Genomic DNA, 19,111 nt, shown 5'->3' with positions numbered 1-19,111 from the left:
CCCGGTGCGGGCAGACTGCCCCCATGGACTGGACCCGGTACCGCTTCCGCAGTCTGTGGCCCCTGCCCGTACCGCCGGGCACCGCGTACGAGGTCCTCGAACGGGTCGAGGACTACCCCCGCTGGTGGCCCCAGGTCCGCGAGGTCACCCGTCGCGACGACACGAGCGGAGTCCTGCGCATCCGCTCCGTCCTGCCCTACGACCTCACGTTCACCGCCCACGCCGTACGGCGCGACCGTGCGGCAGGCGTCCTGCAGACGGCCATGACCGGCGACATCGACGGCTGGGCCCGCTGGACGGTGACCGCCGAGGGCGCCGGCACCCTGGCCCGTTACGACCAGGTGGTCGAGGTGCACAAGGCCCTGCTCAGGCGGTTCGCCGTGCCCGGACGCCCGGTGTTCCTCGCCAACCACCGGCTGATGATGCGGGCCGGACGACGCGGCCTCCTCGCGTACCTCGACGGCGGCCGCCAAGCGGTTTGAACGAAACGCACGGGGACCTGTATTGTTCACTGCGTTCCCGGGCGATTAGCTCAGCGGGAGAGCGCTTCGTTCACACCGAAGAGGTCACTGGTTCGAACCCAGTATCGCCCACCGGCAAAGGGCCGGGCCGCCGTCGCGGCCCGGCCCTTACCGTCTTCTTCCGGCCGGGTTACCCTCATGATCTTGGCGGGGGCAGGGGAGGCCCCCGCGATCGCAGGGGGGTTTCTCATGAGCACTGTGCACGGCACCAGGACGACGGGACGGATGCGGACGCCGGCCCGCAGACGCAGGCGCTTCACCTGGGTCAAGACCTTCTTCCTCGTCCTGCTGCTCGCCGGCGTCGTCGCGCTGTTCCGCGCGACCGGGAACGCGGAGCGCGTCACCACCCTGTGGGTCGGCGCCGAGGTCCGCACCGACGGCAGCATGCGCGTCACCGAGGTGATCGACTACGACTTCGGCTCGCCCGACACCACCCGGCACGGCATCTACCGCGACATACCCGACCTCTCCGAGGACACGGCCAAGGTCGCCGTCACCATGGACGGCCACCGGGTCCCGTGGGAGTTCGACGTGGGCGACTACTACCAGAAGCCCGACGGCCAACGGGAGCTCGCCGAGCGGATCAAGGTGGGCGACCCGGACGGCTCCGTGACCGGCCTGCACCGCTACCGCGTCCAGTACACGCTCACGGACGTCGTGAAGCGGGGCAAGATCGCCTGGGACGCCGTCGGCACCGGATGGCAGGTCGACCGCGCCAACGTCGACATCCACGTCGTGGCGCCGTACCGGCTCACCCCCACACGCTGTGTGCACGGCTCCAACGGCTCCGAGGACCCCTGCACCGCCCGCGCCACCGGACCGGGCGGAATCGACATCGCCCTCGACCGGCTCACGGGGCATGAGGGCGTCACCCTCTACGCCACGAACGGAGCGGAACTGACCGGGGGCGGCCCCGCCCTGCCCGCGGCACCCTCCGGGGCGGCCGTCGGCACCTCCGCGCACGGCTCCTTCTGGCTGGCCTCGCTGGCGTTCGTCCTCACCCTGGGCCTCGCAATCGGCACCGTCCTCGCGCTGAAGTTCCTCGGCCGCGACCGCATCGTCCGCGAGTCGCCCGACGGCACGCCCGGCCGGGTGCGGCGGGTCTCCCTGGAACGGCTCGCCGCCCGGCTCACCCCGTCCTCCGTGCCCCCGGAGGGCATCACCCCGGCCCAGGGCGGCATCCTGCTCGCCGAACGCGTCGAGAAACACCACCAGGTGGCCTGGCTGTTCGGTCTCGCGGCCGACGGACACCTCACCATCACGGGCGACCCGCAGCGACCCTGGCTGATCCGCCGGGAACGGACCGCCCCCGCGGACGACCCGCTCGTCGACAGCCTCCTCGACGGCATTTTCGGCGGACGCACCGCGTTCATGCTGGGCACCCGGGACCAGGTCTTCACATCGGGCTGGCAGCGACTCTCCCGTGAGTTGTTCGACTGGCAGCGCACCAGCGACCTCTGGGACGGGAGAACCACCCGCCTCGCCGAGGTCGCACGCACCGCCGGTATCGTCGCCACTCCGCTCGGCTTCGTCCTGGCGGCCGTCGGGGCCTATCTGCTCGGCGGCCGGCACTCCTCCGGCTGGTACGTCCTCCTGCCGGGCCTGCTCGCCGTCGGCGCCGGCTTCGCGCTGTGGCTGCGGTCCTGGGAACTGCGCAGCCGCAGCCCGCGCGGCTCCGAACTCTGGCTCCGCGTCGAGGCGTTCCGGCGCCACCTCGCGGACCCCTCCGCCCGCCGGGAACCGGCGGACCCGGACGACGGACACCTCGCGGTGCACACCGCCTGGGCGGTGGCCCTGGGCATGGCGGACGAGTGGCAGCACATCGCCGAGCCGCAGGCCGCCACCGCGGGCGGCTCCTCCCGCACCTCGAACTTCCTGCCCGGCTACGCCCTGGGCCTGATCACCGCCTCCTCGCTGTCCAGCGCCCCGCCGCCGTCGTCCTCGTCCAGCAGCGGTGGCGGAGGCGGCGGGGGCGGCTTCGGCGGCGGGTCGGACGTGGGCGGCGGGGACGGGGGCGGAGGCGGCGGCTCCTGGTGACCCGCCTGCGGCGGCGTGGTGTCCTACGCCGCCGCAGGCAGGTCCCGCCGCAACGGCCACGCCGGATCCGCCCACTCCTCGGACCCCGTCCGGGCGAACCACGCCTGCAGCCCCCGCGCCTGCGCCGCGTGCCAGCCGCCCTGCAAGGTGTGCAGCTCCGCGGGACTGAGCCGCTCCAGCCGCGTGGCGAAACGGCGCCCCAGCGCCCGTACCACCTCCAGCGCGGCGAGGGCGTCGGCCGCCGCGTCGTGCGCCCCCTCCACCGTCACCTCGTAGTGCGCGCACAGATCCGCCAGCGTGCGGTGGCCCTTGCGGTAGCGGTCCAGCTGCTTGTCCAGCACCCGCGGATCAAGGACCCGCAACGGCGCCGACGCGGCGAACCACCGGTCCAGCGACGAGGCCCGGTGCCGGCGCAGCTCCCGGTCGAGCAGCGTCAGGCCGAACGGCGCGTTCAGCACCACCAGCGGTCGCCCGGCCGCGGCCAGGAACTGCAGCTCGTCGGCCATCTCCCGCATCACCGGCGCGGGCCACCGCCCGTTGCGCCGCAGCTGCTCCTCGCCCAGCCCGTGCACGGCCGTGGCCGCCGCGGGCACCGGCACCCCCGGATTCACCAGCCACCGCCGCAGTCGCGGCCGGGCACCCGACGCCTCCTGCACCACCACCGCGGCCGACACGATCCGGTCACTCTCGACGTCCACACCCGTCGTCTCGGTGTCGAAGGCCGCCAACGGCCCCTCGTACCAGCCCGCCACCCGCACCAACTCCTCGCCCACCCGCGGCAACTGATGTCCGGTTCGGTGATACCCGGGCCGTTTGCCCCGTACGCCGGAAGAGACCAACACGGGCAGGAGCCTTTGCAGTTCAACGACCCGGAACAGGAAATCACCCACCCCGGACGCCCCTTGCGCCTCGCCCGCGCACACGCCACCCTCCCGGCCCCGCCGGCCCCCTCCCTCCGGCACCGCACCCACCGCGCCCCGCCCGCCGCCCGGCGCGGCCCCCGCCGTAACCGTTTCGCGGTGGACCCCCGGGGCTCGGTAGGATCGCACCGGAGGAGCATGGCAACGCGATGCTCCTCCGCATCAGCGCGAGAAGCCCTTCAGTCAGGAGAGACCGGTGTCAGACGTCCGTGTGATCATCCAACGCGATTCCGAGCGGGAAGAGCGGACGGTCACGACGGGCACGACGGCCGCCGACCTCTTCCCCGGCGAGCGCTCGGTGATCGCCGCCCGCGTGGGCGGCCGGCTCAGGGACCTCGCGTACGAGGTGCGCGACGGCGAGGAGATCGAGCCCGTCGAGCTCACCTCCGAGGACGGCCTGAACATCCTGCGCCACTCCACCGCGCACGTCATGGCCCAGGCCGTGCAGGAGCTGTTCCCCGAGGCCAAGCTGGGCATCGGCCCGCCGGTCAAGGACGGCTTCTACTACGACTTCGACGTCGAGAAGCCGTTCACGCCCGAGGACCTCAAGGCCGTCGAGAAGAAGATGCAGGAGATCCAGAAGCGGGGCCAGAGGTTCTCCCGCCGCGTGGTCAGCGACGAGGAGGCCCGCGCCGAGCTCGCCTCGGAGCCGTACAAGCTGGAACTGATCGGCCTCAAGGGCTCCGCATCCTCCGAGGACGGCGCGGACGTCGAGGTCGGCGCCGGCGAGCTGACGATCTACGACAACCTGGACGCCAAGACCGGCGAACTGTGCTGGAAGGACCTCTGCCGAGGCCCCCACCTGCCCACCACCCGCCTCATCCCGGCATTCAAACTGATGCGCAACGCGGCCGCCTACTGGCGCGGCAGCGAGAAGAACCCGATGCTCCAGCGCATCTACGGCACCGCCTGGCCGTCCAAGGACGAACTCAAGGCGCACCTGGAGTTCCTCGCCGAGGCCGAGAAGCGCGACCACCGCAAGCTGGGCAACGAGCTCGACCTCTTCTCCATCCCCGAGCAGATCGGCTCCGGCCTCGCCGTCTTCCACCCCAAGGGCGGCATCGTCCGCCGCGTGATGGAGGACTACTCGCGCCGCCGCCACGAGGAGGAGGGCTACGAGTTCGTCTACACGCCGCACGCGACGAAGGGGAAGCTCTTCGAGACCTCGGGCCACCTGGACTGGTACGCCGACGGCATGTACCCGCCCATGCAGCTCGACGAGGGCGTGGACTACTACCTCAAGCCCATGAACTGCCCGATGCACAACCTGATCTTCGACGCGCGCGGCCGCTCCTACCGCGAACTGCCCCTGCGGCTGTTCGAGTTCGGCACGGTCTACCGCTACGAGAAGTCGGGCGTCGTGCACGGCCTGACCCGGGCCCGCGGCTTCACGCAGGACGACGCGCACATCTACTGCACCCGCGAGCAGATGGCCGAGGAGCTCGACAAGACGCTCACCTTCGTCCTGAACCTGCTGCGCGACTACGGCCTGACCGACTTCTACCTGGAGCTGTCCACCAAGGACCCGGAGAAGTTCGTCGGCTCCGACGAGGCGTGGGAAGAGGCCACCGAGACGCTGCGCCAGGTCGCCGAGAAGCAGGGCCTCCCGCTGGTCCCGGACCCGGGCGGCGCCGCCTTCTACGGCCCCAAGATCTCCGTCCAGGCCAAGGACGCGATCGGCCGCACCTGGCAGATGTCGACGGTCCAGCTCGACTTCAATCTGCCCGAGCGGTTCGACCTGGAGTACACGTCCGCCGACGGCACCAAGCAGCGCCCGGTCATGATCCACCGCGCGCTCTTCGGCTCCATCGAACGCTTCTTCGCCGTCCTCCTGGAGCACTACGCGGGCGCGTTCCCGGCGTGGCTGGCGCCGGTGCAGGCGATCGGCATCCCGATCGGCGACGGACACGTGGACTACCTGCACAGGTTCGCCGCGGCCGCGAAGAAGAAGGGCCTGCGCGTCGAGGTCGACTCCTCCTCGGACCGCATGCAGAAGAAGATCCGCAACGCCCAGAAGCAGAAGGTGCCGTTCATGGTGATCGTCGGCGACGACGACATGAATGCCGGCACGGTCTCCTTCCGCTACCGCGACGGGTCGCAGGAGAACGGCATCCCGTTCGACGAGGCGATCGCCAAGATCGCCAAGACGGTCGAGGACCGCGTACAGGTCTGACGCGAAGAGCCCCCGGAGAGCTCAGCTCTCCGGCGGCTCCCCCCGGGCGAACGTCTGCACGAGCCACGAGGAGAAGGAACCGGTCACCGCGCCCAGCAGCGCGAGCCCGCATCCCATCAGCCCCACGGCGATCAGCCGCCCCACCACCGTCACCGGCGCCACATCGCCGTACCCCACCGTGGCCAGCGTCGAACAGGCCCACCACACCGAGTCCCCGAACGTCCGGATCGTGGCGTGCGGAGCCGTCCGCTCGTGGTGGTAGACGGCCAGCGACGCCGCGAACCCCAGCAGCCCCGCCGACAGCCCGGCGTACAGCATCACCCGCGCGTGCAACGAGAGCCGCGGCCGCCCGTGCCGCCGCTGCACGGCCTCGTAGAACCGCACCACCCGCAAGGGCCGCAGCAGGGGCAGCACCACGACCACCGTGTCCACCCAGCGCCGCCGCACGAACCGCGCACCCCAGCCGCCCAGCCCCCAGCGCACCAGATAGTCGACGACGAACAGGGCCCACGTCGCACAGGTGACCGTCAGACACACCACATGCACGACCACCGGCAGCCCCGGCCCGAGCACATGCACGGCATACGCCCCGAGGTACAACAGCGACGCGACACCGAGCGGCACCTCGCTGCGCCGCTCCCACCTGTCCGTACGACTGTCATCCCGCACATGCCCAGCTTCGCCCGGGACCGCCTTCCCGGCGCCCCGGCGACACGCCCCCGACGGGCGACGCCATATGCTGCACAGTATGACGAGTGAGCCGGAGCAGCAGATCGGAGTGGGCACCCAGGACGCCTTCCAGCGACTGTGGACACCCCACCGGATGGCCTACATCCAGGGCGAGAACAAGCCGACCGGTCCCGGATCGGGCGACGGCTGTCCCTTCTGCTCGATCCCGGCCAAGTCCGACGAGGACGGGCTCGTCATCAGGCGCGGCGAGCAGGTCTACGCGGTGCTGAACCTGTACCCGTACAACGGCGGCCATCTGATGACGGTCCCGTACCGCCACGTGGCCGACTACACCGACCTCACTCCCGCCGAGACCGCCGAACTGGGCGAGCTGACCAAGCAGGCCATGACGGCCCTGCGCACGGCCTCCGGGGCCCAGGGCTTCAACATCGGCATGAACCAGGGCGCCGTCGCCGGCGCGGGCATCGCCGCCCACCTGCACCAGCACATCGTCCCCCGCTGGGGCGGCGACACGAACTTCATGCCGGTGGTCGGCCACACCCGGGTACTGCCGCAGCTCCTGGCGGACACCCGCAAGATGCTGGCGGACGCCTGGCCGACGGCGTAGGAACGCGGCCGCGACGCACGCGCGGCCGCACACGCACGGAAGGGGCCGGGGCGGGGGTGTCCGCCCGCAGCGGATGGCGCGTCCCCACCGGCTCCCTCCCCGCCAACCGATTCCGCGCCAGACCGAGGACGGACACCTCCGACGCGGCGCCGCGTGAAAGCGCACCGCAGGCGCGAACGCACCCGCACCCGGCGACGCACCGCGACCCGGCACCGGCAGCACCCCCGCACCCGGCGACGCACCGCGACCCGGCACCGGCAGCACCCCCGCACCCGGCGACGCACCGCGACCCGGCACCGGCAGCACCCCCGCACCCGGCGACGCACCGCGACCCGGCACCGGCAGCACCCCCGCACCCGCCGACGCACCGCGACCACGCACCGGCAGCCGCCGCAGGCACCCTGCGCCCCCGGCCCGCAGTAGCCGCGCCAACCGCCGGAGGCACTACGCGTCGTAGACGTCCGCCTTCTTGGGCGTCACATCCTGCACCTGTCCACTCAACGCGGACGACCGCGCCCCGAACCGCTCCGTATCCACCCCGTTCTCCGCCAGCACCTTCAGCGCCGCCGCATGCACCACCCGCAGCACCGGCGTAGCCGCCCGCAACGCGTCGTCGGCCATGAACCGGTGCCGCCACGGCTGGTCCGCCCACGAGTGCCGCAGCCCGAACGGCTCGGGCAGCGTCAGCGTGCCGCCGAGCCAGTTCAGCAGCGGCGGGTACCACGTCAGCGGTGCCCGCGCCGCCAGCCGCACCACCTCGTCCGTGTCGACCAGCGGCAGTTTCACCGACCGCGTCTCCCAGAACCGTACGGACTTCTGCACGGTCTTCGTCTTGGCCGCCGGCTTGCTGGTGAACAGCGAGTGCACCGGCCCCAGCGCATGGCCGGTCACCTCGATCCGCAGCGTCTCGTGCAGCACGGTCACCGTGATCATCATGGTGAGCACCAGCTGTCCGTCCCACAGCGTCCACTGCACCCCGAGGTAGTGCCGGTCACCCGCCCCGAACTGCTGCTTGTTGCAGATCTCCTGTATCGCGTGCGACTTGACCTGGTACGCGTCCACGTCCGTACCGCTGGGCCGGGACACCGCCCCCGCGTTCTCCCCGACCGGCGTGACGATCCAGTGTTTCACCGAGGGCGCCGGGAACCCGCCCGTGTTCAGCGGCCCCCGCTCCAGCAGCTTGAGCTGGTCGTGGATCGCGCGCACGACGTCCCAGCTGCGGAACGGGTTGATCTCCTTGCCCGCCTCGCGCGGCACGAGGTCCTCCGCGAGCTGCCAGCTGCCCCACCGCGTCCCCATGCCGAGGATGCCCTTGGGCCCGGCGTAGAAGACGGAGTTGGACCGCTGCTCGGCGCTGAGCCGGACCAGTTCCTTGCGCAGCTGCTCCGCCGCGGACTCCCCGGGGCTGCCGGGAACCGCCTCGGGGATCTTCGCCCCGAGGCCGCCACCGGCCAGCAGGCTGTCCCACCGCTCCCGCAGATCCCGCGCCGTCCGCTCGCAGATGCGCTTGGCCCACACCCAGCCGACGACCGGCATGACGACCGACGCACGCGCGTACCAGCCCCAGAAGCCGGCGAGCGGCATCTTGATCAGCAGCAGCACGGCGAGCGCGCCGAAGGCGATCAGCACGCCCGTGCCGAGCGCGGAGGCCCGCTTGTCCGTGGTCTTGGCGACGTTGGTCCGCAGGATGAAGATGAGCAGCCAGACGAGGAACCCGGGCAGGAAGAGCAGCCCGCACAGCACCGTCACGGCGGTGAGCCAGTTGTCGCGCTCACGGCGTATCCGGTGGGCGGCCAGACAGTGCTCGACGACGACCTGGGGCTCGGTGCCGAAGGACTGGATGAGCGGGGCGCGGCCGGCGCCGAGCATGCGGTCGATCACGGCCCGGGAGTACGCCTCGCCGAGCCTGGGCCGCAGCATCTTGATGCGCGGGTCCGAGACCTTGGACTTGTGCCACTCGTTGTCGGCTTCGAGGATCTTGGTGACCTCGTCGTCGCGGTACGCCGCGGACGCCAGCGCGTACGTCGCCGCCGTCTGGCCCGCGGCACCCGCGAGCGGCACCTGCGCCCCCGGGCTGAAATCGAATCCGTCGTCCGCCACTGCCGCCCCCACTCGCCGCCGTACCCCGCTGCTTGCGGCTTTTCCCGACTTCCTTGCTCCGCACACCTGTTGAACGGGCCGTGCGTCCCGATCACGCCATCAAGCGATCACGTGATCAGCGTAACGGCCCGTACCGACATCGTGCGGGGAAAAGTCCGACCGTGACCCTCCTCAGGAGGCCTCCCTCTCCTCCGCCCGCAACCGCTCCGCCACCTGCGCCGGCATCGGCTCGTGCCGCGCGTACACCCGGTCGAAGCGGGCGGTGCCGTGCGACAGGGACCGCAGATCGACGGCGTACCGCCCGATCTCGATCTCCGGCACCTCCGCCCGCACCACCGTGCGCCCGCCCCCGCGCCCCCCGCCCGCCATCTGCTCGGTGCCCAGCACCCGCCCCCGCCGCCCGGACAGATCGCTCATCACCGCGCCCACGAAGTCGTCGCCGACGAGCACCGACACCTCCGCCACCGGCTCGAGCAGATGGATCCGCGCCCCGGCCGCCGCCTCGCGCAGCGCCAGCGCACCCGCGGTCTGGAACGCGGCGTCGGAGGAGTCCACCGAGTGGGCCTTGCCGTCGAGCAGGGTCACCCGCACGTCGACCAGCGGATACCCCGCGACGACACCCCGGGCGGCCTGCGCGCGCACCCCTTTCTCGACCGACGGGATGAACTGCCGGGGCACCGCGCCGCCGACGACCTTGTCGACGAACTCGATGCCGGAGCCGCCGGGCAGCGGCTCGACCTCGATCTCGCAGATCGCGAACTGGCCGTGCCCGCCGGACTGCTTGACGTGCCGGCCGCGTCCGGCCGACCGCTCCGCGAACGTCTCCCGCAGGGAGACCCGGTGCGGCACGGTGTCGACCTGCACGCCGTACCGGCTGCGCAGCCGCTCCAGGGCCACGTCCGCGTGCGCCTCGCCGAGGCACCAGAGCACGACCTGATGGGTGTGCTGGTTCTGTTCGAGCCGCATCGTGGGGTCCTCGGCGACCAGCCGGGCCAGCCCTTGGGAGAGCTTGTCCTCGTCGGCCTTGCTGTGCGCCTGGATGGCCACCGGCAGCAGCGGGTCCGGCATCCGCCAGGCCTCCATGAGCAGCGGGTCGTCCTTGGCGGACAGGGTGTCGCCGGTCTCCGCCCGATTCAGCTTCGCCACGCACGCGAGGTCCCCGGCGACGCAGTGGGTGACCGGGCGCTGCTGCTTGCCGAACGGCGTGGACAGCGCGCCGATCCGCTCGTCGACGTCGTGATCCTCGTGCCCTCGGTCGGTCAGCCCGTGCCCGGACACGTGGACGGTCTCGTCGGGTCGTAGCGTCCCGGAGAACACCCGTACGAGCGAGACGCGCCCCACATACGGATCGGAGGCGGTCTTGACGACCTCCGCGACCAGCGGCCCGTCCGGATCGCAGGTCTTCAGCGCCCGCTCCCGCCCCTCCGGGGTGGTGACCGTGGGCGCCACGCGCTCGGGCGGGGTCGGGAAACCGCCGGTGATCAGTTCGAGCAGTTCCACGGTGCCGAGCCCCTGCCGCGCCCCGTCGGCGGCGGGCGCGGCGGCCAGCACGGGGAAGAAGGAGCCCCGGGCCACGGCCCGTTCCAGGTCCCCGATCAGCGTCTTGACGTCGATCCGCTCACCGCCGAGATAGCGGTCCATGAGCGTCTCGTCCTCGCTCTCGGCGATGATCCCCTCGATCAGCCGGTTGCGGGCCTCCTCGATCAGCGGCAGCTGCTCGGGGCCCGGCTCGGACTCCGTGCGCTCCCCGGAGGCGTAGTCGAACAGGCGCTGGGTGAGGAGCCCGATCAGTCCGGTGACGGGCGCGTGCCCGTCGGGCCCCTGCGCGCCGTGCAGCGGCAGGTACAGGGGGAGTACGGCGTCGGGGTCGTCGGCGCCGAAGGCCTCGGCGCAGACCCGGGTCGTCTCCTCGAAGTCGGCGCGCGCCGCCTCCAGGTGCGTGATGACGAGCGCGCGCGGCATGCCGACCGCCGCGCACTCCTCCCACACCATCCGGGTCGAGCCGTCCACGCCGTCGGCGGCGGAGACGACGAAGAGGGCCGCATCCGCGGCGCGCAGACCGGCCCTGAGCTCCCCGACGAAGTCGGCGTATCCGGGGGTGTCCAGCAGGTTGACCTTGATGCCGTCCCATTCGACGGGGACGAGGGAGAGCTGTACGGAGCGCTGCTGGCGGTGCTCGATGTCGTCGTAGTCGGAGACGGTGCCGCCGTCCTCCACGCGGCCCGCCCGGTTCACCGCCCCCGCCGTCAGCGCGAGCGCCTCCACCAGCGTCGTCTTGCCCGATCCGCTGTGGCCGACCAGCACCACATTCCGCACGGACGTGGGGTGGTCGGCCGCCGGCGCCCTGCCGGCGGCCCCGGGGTGGGTGTGCGTCTTGTCGCCCATGGTCCTGCCTCCCGTACACGGTGAGGTCACTGTGGGCGCGGACACGCGGTACCGCGTGCACTGGCGGCTCCGGCGACGCCCGCGGTCCTTCGAGCTTGGCACTGGTGTCACTGTGCGTCCATACGAGGGACACCGTCGGCCCCCGCGACGCCGCCCCGAAGGCGGCTCCCCCCGCCCGCGACCCCGCCGTGACCGGGGCGCCGCCAGGCCGTGACCCCGGGCTGCGGGTGCCCGGCCGTCAGCCACGCGCGCGCGTGGCTACGATGGGCCAGCCGGCGGCCAGCAGGGGCCGCGGCCACACCGACCGTCGGGAAGGCCATGCTGAACAAGTACGCGCGTGCATTCTTCACGCGTGTTCTCACACCGTTCGCCTCGTTCCTCATCCGCCGCGGGGTCAGTCCCGACACGGTCACGCTCCTGGGCACCGCCGGTGTGGTCGCGGGAGCGCTGGTCTTCTACCCCTGGGGCGAGTTCTTCTGGGGCACGGTCGTCATCACCCTGTTCGTCTTCTCGGACCTCGTCGACGGCAACATGGCCCGCCAGCTCGGCCGCTCCAGCCGCTGGGGCGCCTTCCTGGACTCCACCCTCGACCGGGTGGCCGACGGCGCGATCTTCGGCGGGTTCGCCCTGTGGTACGCGGGCCGCGGCGACGACAACCTGCTGTGCGCGGTGGCGATCTTCTGTCTGGCCAGCGGCCAGGTGGTGTCGTACACCAAGGCGCGCGGCGAGTCGATCGGACTGCCGGTGGCCGTCAACGGCCTGGTGGAGCGCGCCGAGCGACTGGTGATCTCGCTGGTCGCCGCCGGCTTCGCGGGCCTGCACAAGTTCGGGGTCCCGGGCATCCAGTACCTGCTGCCCGTCGCCCTGTGGATCGTCGCCGTGGGCAGCCTCGTCACGCTGATCCAGCGCGTCGTCACGGTCCGCCGCGAGTCCGCCGAGGCCGAGGCCGCGGCGGCCGCCGGGGCCGGGGAGAGCGCCGCCGGACACGGCAGCGGGGCCCGGCAGTGAGCGGTGCCCGTGAGCGGCTGACGGACGCGCTCTACGGGCTCGGCTGGAGCACGGTCAAGAAGCTCCCCGAGCCGGTCGCCGTCCGCCTCGGCCGGACCGTCGCCGACCTCGCCTGGAAGCGGCGCGGCAAGGGCGTGCTCCGCCTGGAGGCCAACTACGCGCGCGTGGTGCCCGACGCGGGCCCCGAGCGGCTCGCCGCGCTCTCCCGCGCCGGGATGCGCTCCTACCTGCGCTACTGGATGGAGTCCTTCCGGCTGCCCGCCTGGAGCGCCGAGCGGGTGCGCGGCGGATTCGCCCCCAAGGACGTGCACCACCTCACCGACGGGCTCGCCGCGGGCAACGGCGTCATCCTCGCCCTGCCGCACCTGGCCAACTGGGACCTCGCCGGCGCCTGGGTCACCACCGAACTGCAGACGCCCTTCACCACCGTCGCCGAACGCCTCAAGCCCGAGACGCTCTACGACCGCTTCGTCGCCTACCGCGAGGGCCTGGGCATGGAGGTGCTCCCGCACAGCGGCGGCTCCGCCTTCGGCGCCCTGGCCCGGCGGCTGCGGGCGGGCGGCCTGGTCTGCCTGGTCGCCGACCGCGATCTGTCGGCCTCCGGCGTGGCCGTGGACTTCTTCGGCGAGACCGCCCGCATGCCGGCCGGCCCCGCCCTGCTCGCCCAGCAGACCGGCGCCCTGCTGCTCCCGGTCACCCTCTGGTACGACGACTCACCCGTCATGCAGGGCAGGGTGCATCCCCCGATCGAGGTACCCGCGTCAGGTACGCGCGCCGAGAAGACGTCTGTCATGACACAGGCGCTGGCCGATGCCTTCGCCTCGGGGATCGCCGACCATCCGGAGGACTGGCACATGCTGCAGCGACTGTGGCTCGCCGACCTGGAACCGCGCCGCGCACAGGACCAGCAGGGACAGCGGGAGCAGCCGGACGAGGGCGGCACCGCCCTGCCCGGCCAGGACCGCACCGCCCCGGCCGGCGGGGAGCCGTCGTGAGGATCGGCATCGTCTGCCCGTACTCCTGGGACGTGCCGGGCGGCGTCCAGTTCCACATCCGCGACCTGGCCGACTACTTCCTCCGCCAGGGCCACGAGGTCTCCGTCCTCGCCCCCGCGGACGACGACACCCCGCTGCCGCCGTACGTCGTCTCGGCCGGCCGCGCGGTCCCGGTGCCGTACAACGGCTCGGTGGCCCGCCTCAACTTCGGCTTCCTGTCCGCGGCCCGGGTCCGGCGCTGGCTGCACGACGGCGCGTTCGACGTCATCCACATCCACGAGCCGACCTCGCCCTCGCTCGGGCTGCTGGCCTGCTGGGCGGCGCAGGGTCCCATCGTCGCCACCTTCCACACCTCCAACCCGCGCTCCCGGGCGATGATCGCCGCGTACGCCATCCTCCAGGCGGCGCTGGAGAAGATAAGCGCGCGGATCGCGGTGAGCGAGTACGCCCGCCGCACCCTCGTCGAACACCTGGGCGGGGACGCGGTGGTCATCCCCAACGGCGTCGACGTCGACTTCTTCGCCCGGGCCGAGCCGAAGCCCGAGTGGCAGGGCGGCACGCTCGGCTTCATGGGCCGCATCGACGAGCCCCGCAAGGGCCTGCCCGTCCTCATGAAGGCGCTGCCGAAGATCCTCGCCGCCCACCCGGAGGCCCGGCTCCTGGTCGCCGGGCGCGGCGACGAGAAGGAGGCCGTCGCGGGCCTGCCGAAGGAGCTGCGCGACCGCGTCGAGTTCCTCGGCATGATCAGCGACGAGGACAAGGCACGCTTCCTGCGCAGCGTCGACGTGTACGTGGCGCCCAACACCGGCGGCGAGAGCTTCGGCATCATCCTGGTCGAGGCCATGTCGGCGGGCGCCCCGGTGCTCGCCTCCGACCTCGACGCCTTCGCCCAGGTGCTCGACCACGGCTCGGCGGGCGAACTCTTCGCCAACGAGGACGCCGACGCCCTCGCCGACTCCGCGACACGGCTGCTCGGCGACGCCGCGCGCCGGGCCGAACTGCGGGAGCGGGGGAGCGCCCACGTGCGGCGCTTCGACTGGTCCACGGTGGGCGCGGACATCCTCTCGGTCTACGAGACGGTGACGGCCGGCGCGGCGGCGGTGGCCGCGGCCGACGACGACCGCTCCCCGGGCCTGCGGGCCCGCCTGGGGCTGGCCCGGGACTGACCGCCGCCCGGGCCATGCCCGCAGAGCGTGCCGGTAGCCTTGCCGCCCGTGACCGCAACGCTGATCTGGATCCTCGTCGCCCTCGTCGCGATCGGCCTGTACCTGAGCTGGACCGCCGGGCGCCTTGACCGGCTGCACGCCCGGATCGACGCGGCCCGCGCCGCCCTGGACGCGACCCTGCTGCGCCGCGCCTCGGTCGCCCAGGAACTGGCCACTTCGGGCGTATTGGACCCGGCCGCCTCCATCGTCCTGTACGAGGCGGCCCACGCCGCCCGGCAGGCCGAGGAGGAGCAGCGCGAGGTCGCCGAGAGCGAGCTGAGCCAGGCGCTGCGGGCCGTCTTCGCCGAGGCCCAGCAGGTCGAGGAGGTCCGCCGGGCCCCGGGCGGCCAGGACGCCGCCCGGGAGCTCACGGAGGCGGTCCGCAGGGTGCCGATGGCCCGCCGCTTCCACAACGACGCCGTACGCGCGGCCCGCGCCCTCCGCCTCCACCGCAAGGTCCGCTGGTTCCACCTGGCCGGCCACGCCCCGTTCCCGATGGCCTTCGAAATGGACGACGAGGCCCCGTCGGCCCTGACGGACAGGTAGAGAAGCGCCCCGTAAGGGGCGCGGGGAACTGCGCATCTTTCGGGGGTCCGGGGGCTTGCCCCCGGGGACGGGAAGGGCAGGGGCGGCGGGGGCGAAAAAAATCCACCGCCCACCCATTGGCCCTTGCCGCACCCCTCCCCCCTGCCGTTACCTCGAACCGGCAGAAAGCCGAACGAACGCCCCTTCCCCCGAGCGAGGTCACCCCATGTCCGTCACGCCCCCCACCCCCACCCCCGAAACCGGCACCGCCCGCGTCAAGCGCGGCATGGCCGAACAGCTCAAGGGCGGCGTGATCATGGACGTCGTCACCCCCGAGCAGGCGAAGATCGCCGAGGACGCCGGCGCCGTCGCCGTCATGGCCCTCGAACGCGTCCCCGCCGACATCCGCAAGGACGGCGGCGTCGCCCGCATGTCCGACCCGGACATGATCGAGGGCATCATCGGCGCCGTCTCCATCCCCGTGATGGCCAAGTCCCGCATCGGCCACTTCGTCGAGGCCCAGGTCCTGCAGTCCCTCGGCGTCGACTACATCGACGAGTCCGAGGTCCTCACCCCCGCCGACGAGGTCAACCACTCCGACAAGTGGGCCTTCACCACCCCCTTCGTGTGCGGCGCCACCAACCTCGGCGAGGCCCTGCGCCGCATCGCCGAGGGCGCGGCCATGATCCGCTCCAAGGGCGAGGCCGGCACCGGCAACGTCGTCGAGGCGGTCCGCCACCTGCGCCGGATCAAGGGCGAGATCGCCAAGCTCCGCGGCTGCGACAACAACGAGCTGTACGCCGCCGCCAAGGAGCTGCGCGCCCCCTACGAGCTGGTCAAGGAGGTCGCCGAGCTGGGCAAGCTCCCGGTGGTGCTGTTCTCCGCCGGCGGCGTGGCCACCCCCGCCGACGCCGCCCTGATGCGCCAGCTCGGCGCCGAGGGCGTCTTCGTCGGCTCCGGCATCTTCAAGTCCGGCGACCCGGCCAAGCGCGCCGCCGCCATCGTCAAGGCGACCACCTTCTACGACGACCCGAAGATCATCGCGGACGCGTCCCGCGACCTCGGCGAGGCCATGGTCGGCATCAACTGCGACACCCTCCCCGAGACCGAGCGCTACGCCAACCGCGGCTGGTAAGGCACCGGAGCACATGAACGACACCCCCGTCATCGGCGTCCTGGCCCTCCAGGGCGACGTACGGGAGCACCTCACCGCCCTGGCCGTGGCCGACGCCGTGGCCAGGCCGGTGCGGCGCCCCGACGAACTCGCCGAGGTGGACGGCCTCGTCCTCCCCGGCGGCGAGTCCACCACCATCTCCAAACTCGCCGTCCTCTTCGGGCTGATGGACCCCCTCCGCGCGCGCGTGCGCGACGGCATGCCCGTCTACGGCACCTGCGCCGGAATGATCATGCTGGCCGACAAGATCCTCGACCCCCGTTCCGGGCAGGAGACGATCGGCGGCATCGACATGATCGTGCGCCGCAACGCCTTCGGCAGGCAGAACGAGTCCTTCGAGGCGGCCGTCGACGTCAAGGGCGTGGCCGGCGCCCCCGTGGAGGGCGTCTTCATCCGCGCCCCCTGGGTGGAGTCCGTCGGCGCCGGCACCGAGGTGCTCGCCGAACACGGCGGTCACATCGTCGCCGTACGCCAGGGCAACGCGCTGGCGACCTCGTTCCACCCGGAGCTGACCGGCGACCACCGCATGCACGCGCTCTTCGTCGACATGGTGCGGGCCGAGCGGGCGGCCGAGTCCTTGTAGGATTTCCGCGTTCGTTGCAGGGATGGGTTACGCGAAGGAGACAGGCAGATGTCCGGCCACTCTAAATGGGCTACGACGAAGCACAAGAAGGCCGTGATCGACGCCAAGCGCGGCAAACTCTTCGCGAAGCTGATCAAGAACATCGAGGTCGCGGCGCGCATGGGCGGCGTCGACCTCGAGGGCAATCCGACGCTCTACGACGCCGTCCAGAAGGCCAAGAAGCAGTCGGTGCCGAACAAGAACATCGACTCCGCCATCAAGCGCGGTGGCGGTCTCGAGGCCGGCGGTGCCGACTACGAGACGATCATGTACGAGGGCTACGGCCCGAACGGCGTCGCGGTGCTCATCGAGTGCCTCACCGACAACCGCAACCGTGCCGCCTCCGACGTGCGGGTCGCCATGACCCGCAACGGCGGCTCCATGGCCGACCCGGGCTCGGTGTCGTACCTGTTCAACCGCAAGGGCGTCGTCATCGTCCCCAAGGGCGAGCTCGGTGAGGACGACGTCCTGACCGCCGTCCTGGACGCGGGCGCGGAGGAGGTCAACGACCTCGGCGAGAACTTCGAGGTGCTCAGCGAGGCCACCGACCTGGTCGCGGTCCGCACCGCCCTCCAGGAGGCGGGCATCGACTACGACTCCGCCGAGGCCAACTTCGTCCCGACCATGCAGGTCGAGCTGGACGAGGAGGGCGCCAAGAAGATCTTCAAGCTGATCGACGCGCTGGAGGACAGCGACGACGTGCAGAACGTCTTCGCCAACTTCGACGTCAGCGACGAGGTCATGGAGAAGGTCGACGCGTAACGCGGCCACATCCAGCGGATCGACGGGCCGGCGGGGACACAACCCCGTCGGCCCCTCTCGTTGTCAGTGGCACCCGATAGCCTGGCGCATATCGATGATCACCATCCCGCGGACCGCGACCATCAATTGAGCAACCCCGATGGTGGCCGGCCAGGTCCGCGAGAGCGGCGGCGGTTCAGCCGCAAAAAGAGGAAGGGGCGGCAGTGCGTGTACTGGGGGTGGACCCGGGGCTGACCCGCTGCGGCGTCGGCGTCGTCGAGGGCGTTCCGGGGCGGCCGCTCACCATGCTCGGCGTGGGCGTCGTCCGCACCCCCGCCGACGCCGAACTGGGCCACCGCCTCGTCGCCGTCGAACAGGGAATCGAGCAGTGGCTCGACGAGCACCGGCCCGAGTACGTGGCGGTGGAGCGCGTCTTCAGCCAGCACAACGTCCGCACGGTCATGGGCACCGCCCAGGCCAGCGCCGTCGCCATGCTGTGCGCCGCCCGCCGGGGCATCCCGGTCGCGCTGCACACCCCCAGCGAGGTCAAGGCCGCCGTCACCGGCTCGGGCCGCGCCGACAAGGCGCAGGTCGGCGCCATGGTCACCCGGCTGCTCCGGCTCGACGCCCCGCCCAAGCCCGCCGACGCGGCCGACGCGCTCGCCCTCGCCATCTGCCACATCTGGCGCGCCCCCGCCCAGAACCGGCTCCAGCTCGCCGCCGCCCGGCACACCTCCCGGACGACGCGTGCACCGCACCCCGCATCGAAAGGCCGTACGGCATGATCGCCTTCGTCAGCGGCACGGTCGCCGCCCTCGCCCCGGACACCGCGGTGGTCGAGGTGGGCGGCGTCGGCATGGCCGTCCAGTGCACCCCGAACACGCTGTCGACGCTCCGGCTCGGCCGCCCGGCCAAGCTCGCCACCTCCCTCGTCGTCCGCGAGGACTCACTGACCCTGTACGGCTTCGCCGACGACGACGAGCGCCAGGTGTTCGAGCTGCTCCAGACCGCCAGCGGCGTCGGCCCGCGGCTCGCCCAGGCGATGCTCGCCGTGCACTCCCCGGACGCCCTGCGCCGGGCCGTCTCCACCGGCGACGAGAAGGCGCTGACCGCCGTCCCCGGCATCGGCAAGAAGGGCGCGCAGAAGCTCCTCCTGGAGCTCAAGGACCGCCTCGGCGAGCCCCTCGGCGCCCCCGTGGTCGGCGCCCCCGCCGGCCAGGGCTGGCGCGACCAGCTGCACGCCGCTCTCATCGGCCTCGGCTACGCCACCCGGGAGGCCGACGAGGCGGTCGCCGCCGTCACCCCCCAGGCCGAGGCCGCCGAAGGCGCCCCCCAGGTGGGCCAGTTGCTCAAGGCCGCCCTGCAGACCCTCAACAGAGCCCGCTGACCCGCCGCCCGCCGCATTGGA

17 protein-coding genes and 1 tRNA gene are annotated in these 19,111 nt (G+C 72.2%); 14 read left to right on the top strand and 4 right to left on the bottom strand.

Features of this window, described 5'->3' with window-relative positions; translation table 11 throughout:
* The first annotated feature begins 23 nt into the window (after nt 1-23).
* The 3 genes from OIE12_RS05935 to OIE12_RS05925 all read left to right on the top strand — a co-directional run bounded on the left by OIE12_RS05935 (nt 24) and on the right by OIE12_RS05925 (nt 2,558).
* Nucleotides 24-482, top strand: a complete 459-nt coding sequence (locus OIE12_RS05935) for an SRPBCC family protein (protein ID WP_329132469.1) — start codon at nt 24-26, stop codon at nt 480-482.
* 39 nt (nt 483-521) lie between these two features.
* Nucleotides 522-593, top strand: a tRNA-Val gene (locus OIE12_RS05930).
* Between the two features lie 117 nt (nt 594-710).
* Entirely contained in the window at nt 711-2,558 is a 1,848-nt protein-coding gene (locus tag OIE12_RS05925; RefSeq protein WP_329132467.1) for a DUF2207 domain-containing protein, read from the top strand.
* A gap of 23 nt (nt 2,559-2,581) precedes the next feature.
* On the opposite strand, the gene OIE12_RS05920 is transcribed toward OIE12_RS05925, so the two are convergent.
* Nucleotides 2,582-3,310, bottom strand: a complete 729-nt coding sequence (locus tag OIE12_RS05920; RefSeq protein ID WP_329141741.1) for an exonuclease domain-containing protein — start codon at nt 3,308-3,310, stop codon at nt 2,582-2,584.
* Between the two features lie 364 nt (nt 3,311-3,674).
* Here OIE12_RS05920 and thrS point away from each other — a divergent pair, with 364 nt between their 5' ends.
* Complete coding sequence (gene thrS, locus OIE12_RS05915; RefSeq protein ID WP_329132465.1) at nt 3,675-5,651, top strand: threonine--tRNA ligase; 1,977 nt, start codon at nt 3,675-3,677, stop codon at nt 5,649-5,651.
* Between the two features lie 21 nt (nt 5,652-5,672).
* Here thrS and OIE12_RS05910 read toward each other — a convergent pair whose 3' ends face one another.
* Complete coding sequence (locus OIE12_RS05910) at nt 5,673-6,320, bottom strand: potassium channel family protein (protein WP_329132462.1); 648 nt, start codon at nt 6,318-6,320, stop codon at nt 5,673-5,675.
* A gap of 67 nt (nt 6,321-6,387) precedes the next feature.
* Here OIE12_RS05910 and OIE12_RS05905 point away from each other — a divergent pair, with 67 nt between their 5' ends.
* A complete protein-coding gene (locus OIE12_RS05905) occupies nt 6,388-6,948 on the top strand; it encodes an HIT family protein (protein ID WP_329132459.1) in 561 nt (186 codons plus the stop codon).
* A gap of 444 nt (nt 6,949-7,392) precedes the next feature.
* Here the strand turns inward: OIE12_RS05905 and OIE12_RS05900 are convergent, their stop codons facing one another.
* Together OIE12_RS05900 and OIE12_RS05895 are read right to left on the bottom strand one after the other, a co-directional pair.
* Nucleotides 7,393-9,048: a hypothetical protein gene (locus OIE12_RS05900; RefSeq protein WP_329132457.1), complete on the bottom strand. Its 1,656-nt coding sequence runs from the start codon at nt 9,046-9,048 to the stop codon at nt 7,393-7,395.
* Between the two features lie 171 nt (nt 9,049-9,219).
* Nucleotides 9,220-11,433 carry an elongation factor G-like protein EF-G2 gene (locus tag OIE12_RS05895; RefSeq protein WP_329132455.1) on the bottom strand — a complete coding sequence of 738 codons (2,214 nt, stop codon included), beginning with the start codon at nt 11,431-11,433 and terminating at the stop codon, nt 9,220-9,222.
* A 318-nt stretch (nt 11,434-11,751) separates the two neighbouring features.
* Between OIE12_RS05895 and pgsA the strand changes: the two genes are divergently transcribed.
* From pgsA to ruvA, 9 genes are all read left to right on the top strand, one after another.
* Nucleotides 11,752-12,441: a phosphatidylinositol phosphate synthase gene (pgsA, locus tag OIE12_RS05890; RefSeq protein ID WP_443053766.1), complete on the top strand. Its 690-nt coding sequence runs from the start codon at nt 11,752-11,754 to the stop codon at nt 12,439-12,441.
* Nucleotides 12,438-13,436: a phosphatidylinositol mannoside acyltransferase gene (locus OIE12_RS05885; RefSeq protein WP_329132453.1), complete on the top strand. Its 999-nt coding sequence runs from the start codon at nt 12,438-12,440 to the stop codon at nt 13,434-13,436. The genes pgsA and OIE12_RS05885 overlap by 4 nt, the downstream gene beginning before the upstream one ends.
* Nucleotides 13,433-14,602 (top strand): glycosyltransferase family 4 protein, encoded by a 1,170-nt coding sequence (locus tag OIE12_RS05880; RefSeq protein WP_329132451.1) that lies wholly within the window; start codon nt 13,433-13,435, stop codon nt 14,600-14,602. The genes OIE12_RS05885 and OIE12_RS05880 overlap by 4 nt, the downstream gene beginning before the upstream one ends.
* A gap of 48 nt (nt 14,603-14,650) precedes the next feature.
* Entirely contained in the window at nt 14,651-15,187 is a 537-nt protein-coding gene (locus OIE12_RS05875; protein WP_329132449.1) for a hypothetical protein, read from the top strand.
* 205 nt (nt 15,188-15,392) lie between these two features.
* Nucleotides 15,393-16,301, top strand: coding sequence for a pyridoxal 5'-phosphate synthase lyase subunit PdxS (gene pdxS / locus OIE12_RS05870; protein WP_329132447.1), 909 nt, complete (start codon nt 15,393-15,395; stop codon nt 16,299-16,301).
* A 13-nt stretch (nt 16,302-16,314) separates the two neighbouring features.
* Entirely contained in the window at nt 16,315-16,923 is a 609-nt protein-coding gene (pdxT, locus tag OIE12_RS05865; protein ID WP_329132445.1) for a pyridoxal 5'-phosphate synthase glutaminase subunit PdxT, read from the top strand.
* Between the two features lie 48 nt (nt 16,924-16,971).
* A complete protein-coding gene (locus tag OIE12_RS05860; protein ID WP_030381766.1) occupies nt 16,972-17,724 on the top strand; it encodes a YebC/PmpR family DNA-binding transcriptional regulator in 753 nt (250 codons plus the stop codon).
* A 203-nt stretch (nt 17,725-17,927) separates the two neighbouring features.
* Nucleotides 17,928-18,488 (top strand): crossover junction endodeoxyribonuclease RuvC, encoded by a 561-nt coding sequence (gene ruvC, locus OIE12_RS05855; RefSeq protein ID WP_329132442.1) that lies wholly within the window; start codon nt 17,928-17,930, stop codon nt 18,486-18,488.
* Entirely contained in the window at nt 18,485-19,090 is a 606-nt protein-coding gene (ruvA, locus tag OIE12_RS05850; protein WP_329132439.1) for a Holliday junction branch migration protein RuvA, read from the top strand. The genes ruvC and ruvA overlap by 4 nt, the downstream gene beginning before the upstream one ends.
* Nucleotides 19,091-19,111 lie beyond the last annotated feature (21 nt).

Origin of the sequence: Streptomyces sp. NBC_00670 (assembly GCF_036226765.1) — a bacterium.
Classification (GTDB): Bacteria; Actinomycetota; Actinomycetes; order Streptomycetales; family Streptomycetaceae; genus Streptomyces.
This window is presented reverse-complemented; position numbering and strand designations above follow the sequence as displayed.

What these genes read in the sequence shown, in the direction of transcription:
- pdxS (WP_329132447.1), top strand. Translation starts at nt 15,393, where the DNA reads ATGTCCGTCACGCCCCCCACCCCCACCCCCGAAACCGGCACCGCCCGC.
- pdxT (WP_329132445.1), top strand. Translation starts at nt 16,315, where the DNA reads ATGAACGACACCCCCGTCATCGGCGTCCTGGCCCTCCAGGGCGACGTA.
- pgsA (WP_443053766.1), top strand. Translation starts at nt 11,752, where the DNA reads ATGCTGAACAAGTACGCGCGTGCATTCTTCACGCGTGTTCTCACACCG.
- OIE12_RS05905 (WP_329132459.1), top strand. Translation starts at nt 6,388, where the DNA reads ATGCTGCACAGTATGACGAGTGAGCCGGAGCAGCAGATCGGAGTGGGC.
- OIE12_RS05935 (WP_329132469.1), top strand. Translation starts at nt 24, where the DNA reads ATGGACTGGACCCGGTACCGCTTCCGCAGTCTGTGGCCCCTGCCCGTA.
- OIE12_RS05895 (WP_329132455.1), bottom strand. Translation starts at nt 11,433, where the DNA reads ATGGGCGACAAGACGCACACCCACCCCGGGGCCGCCGGCAGGGCGCCG.
- OIE12_RS05860 (WP_030381766.1), top strand. Translation starts at nt 16,972, where the DNA reads ATGTCCGGCCACTCTAAATGGGCTACGACGAAGCACAAGAAGGCCGTG.
- ruvA (WP_329132439.1), top strand. Translation starts at nt 18,485, where the DNA reads ATGATCGCCTTCGTCAGCGGCACGGTCGCCGCCCTCGCCCCGGACACC.
- OIE12_RS05925 (WP_329132467.1), top strand. Translation starts at nt 711, where the DNA reads ATGAGCACTGTGCACGGCACCAGGACGACGGGACGGATGCGGACGCCG.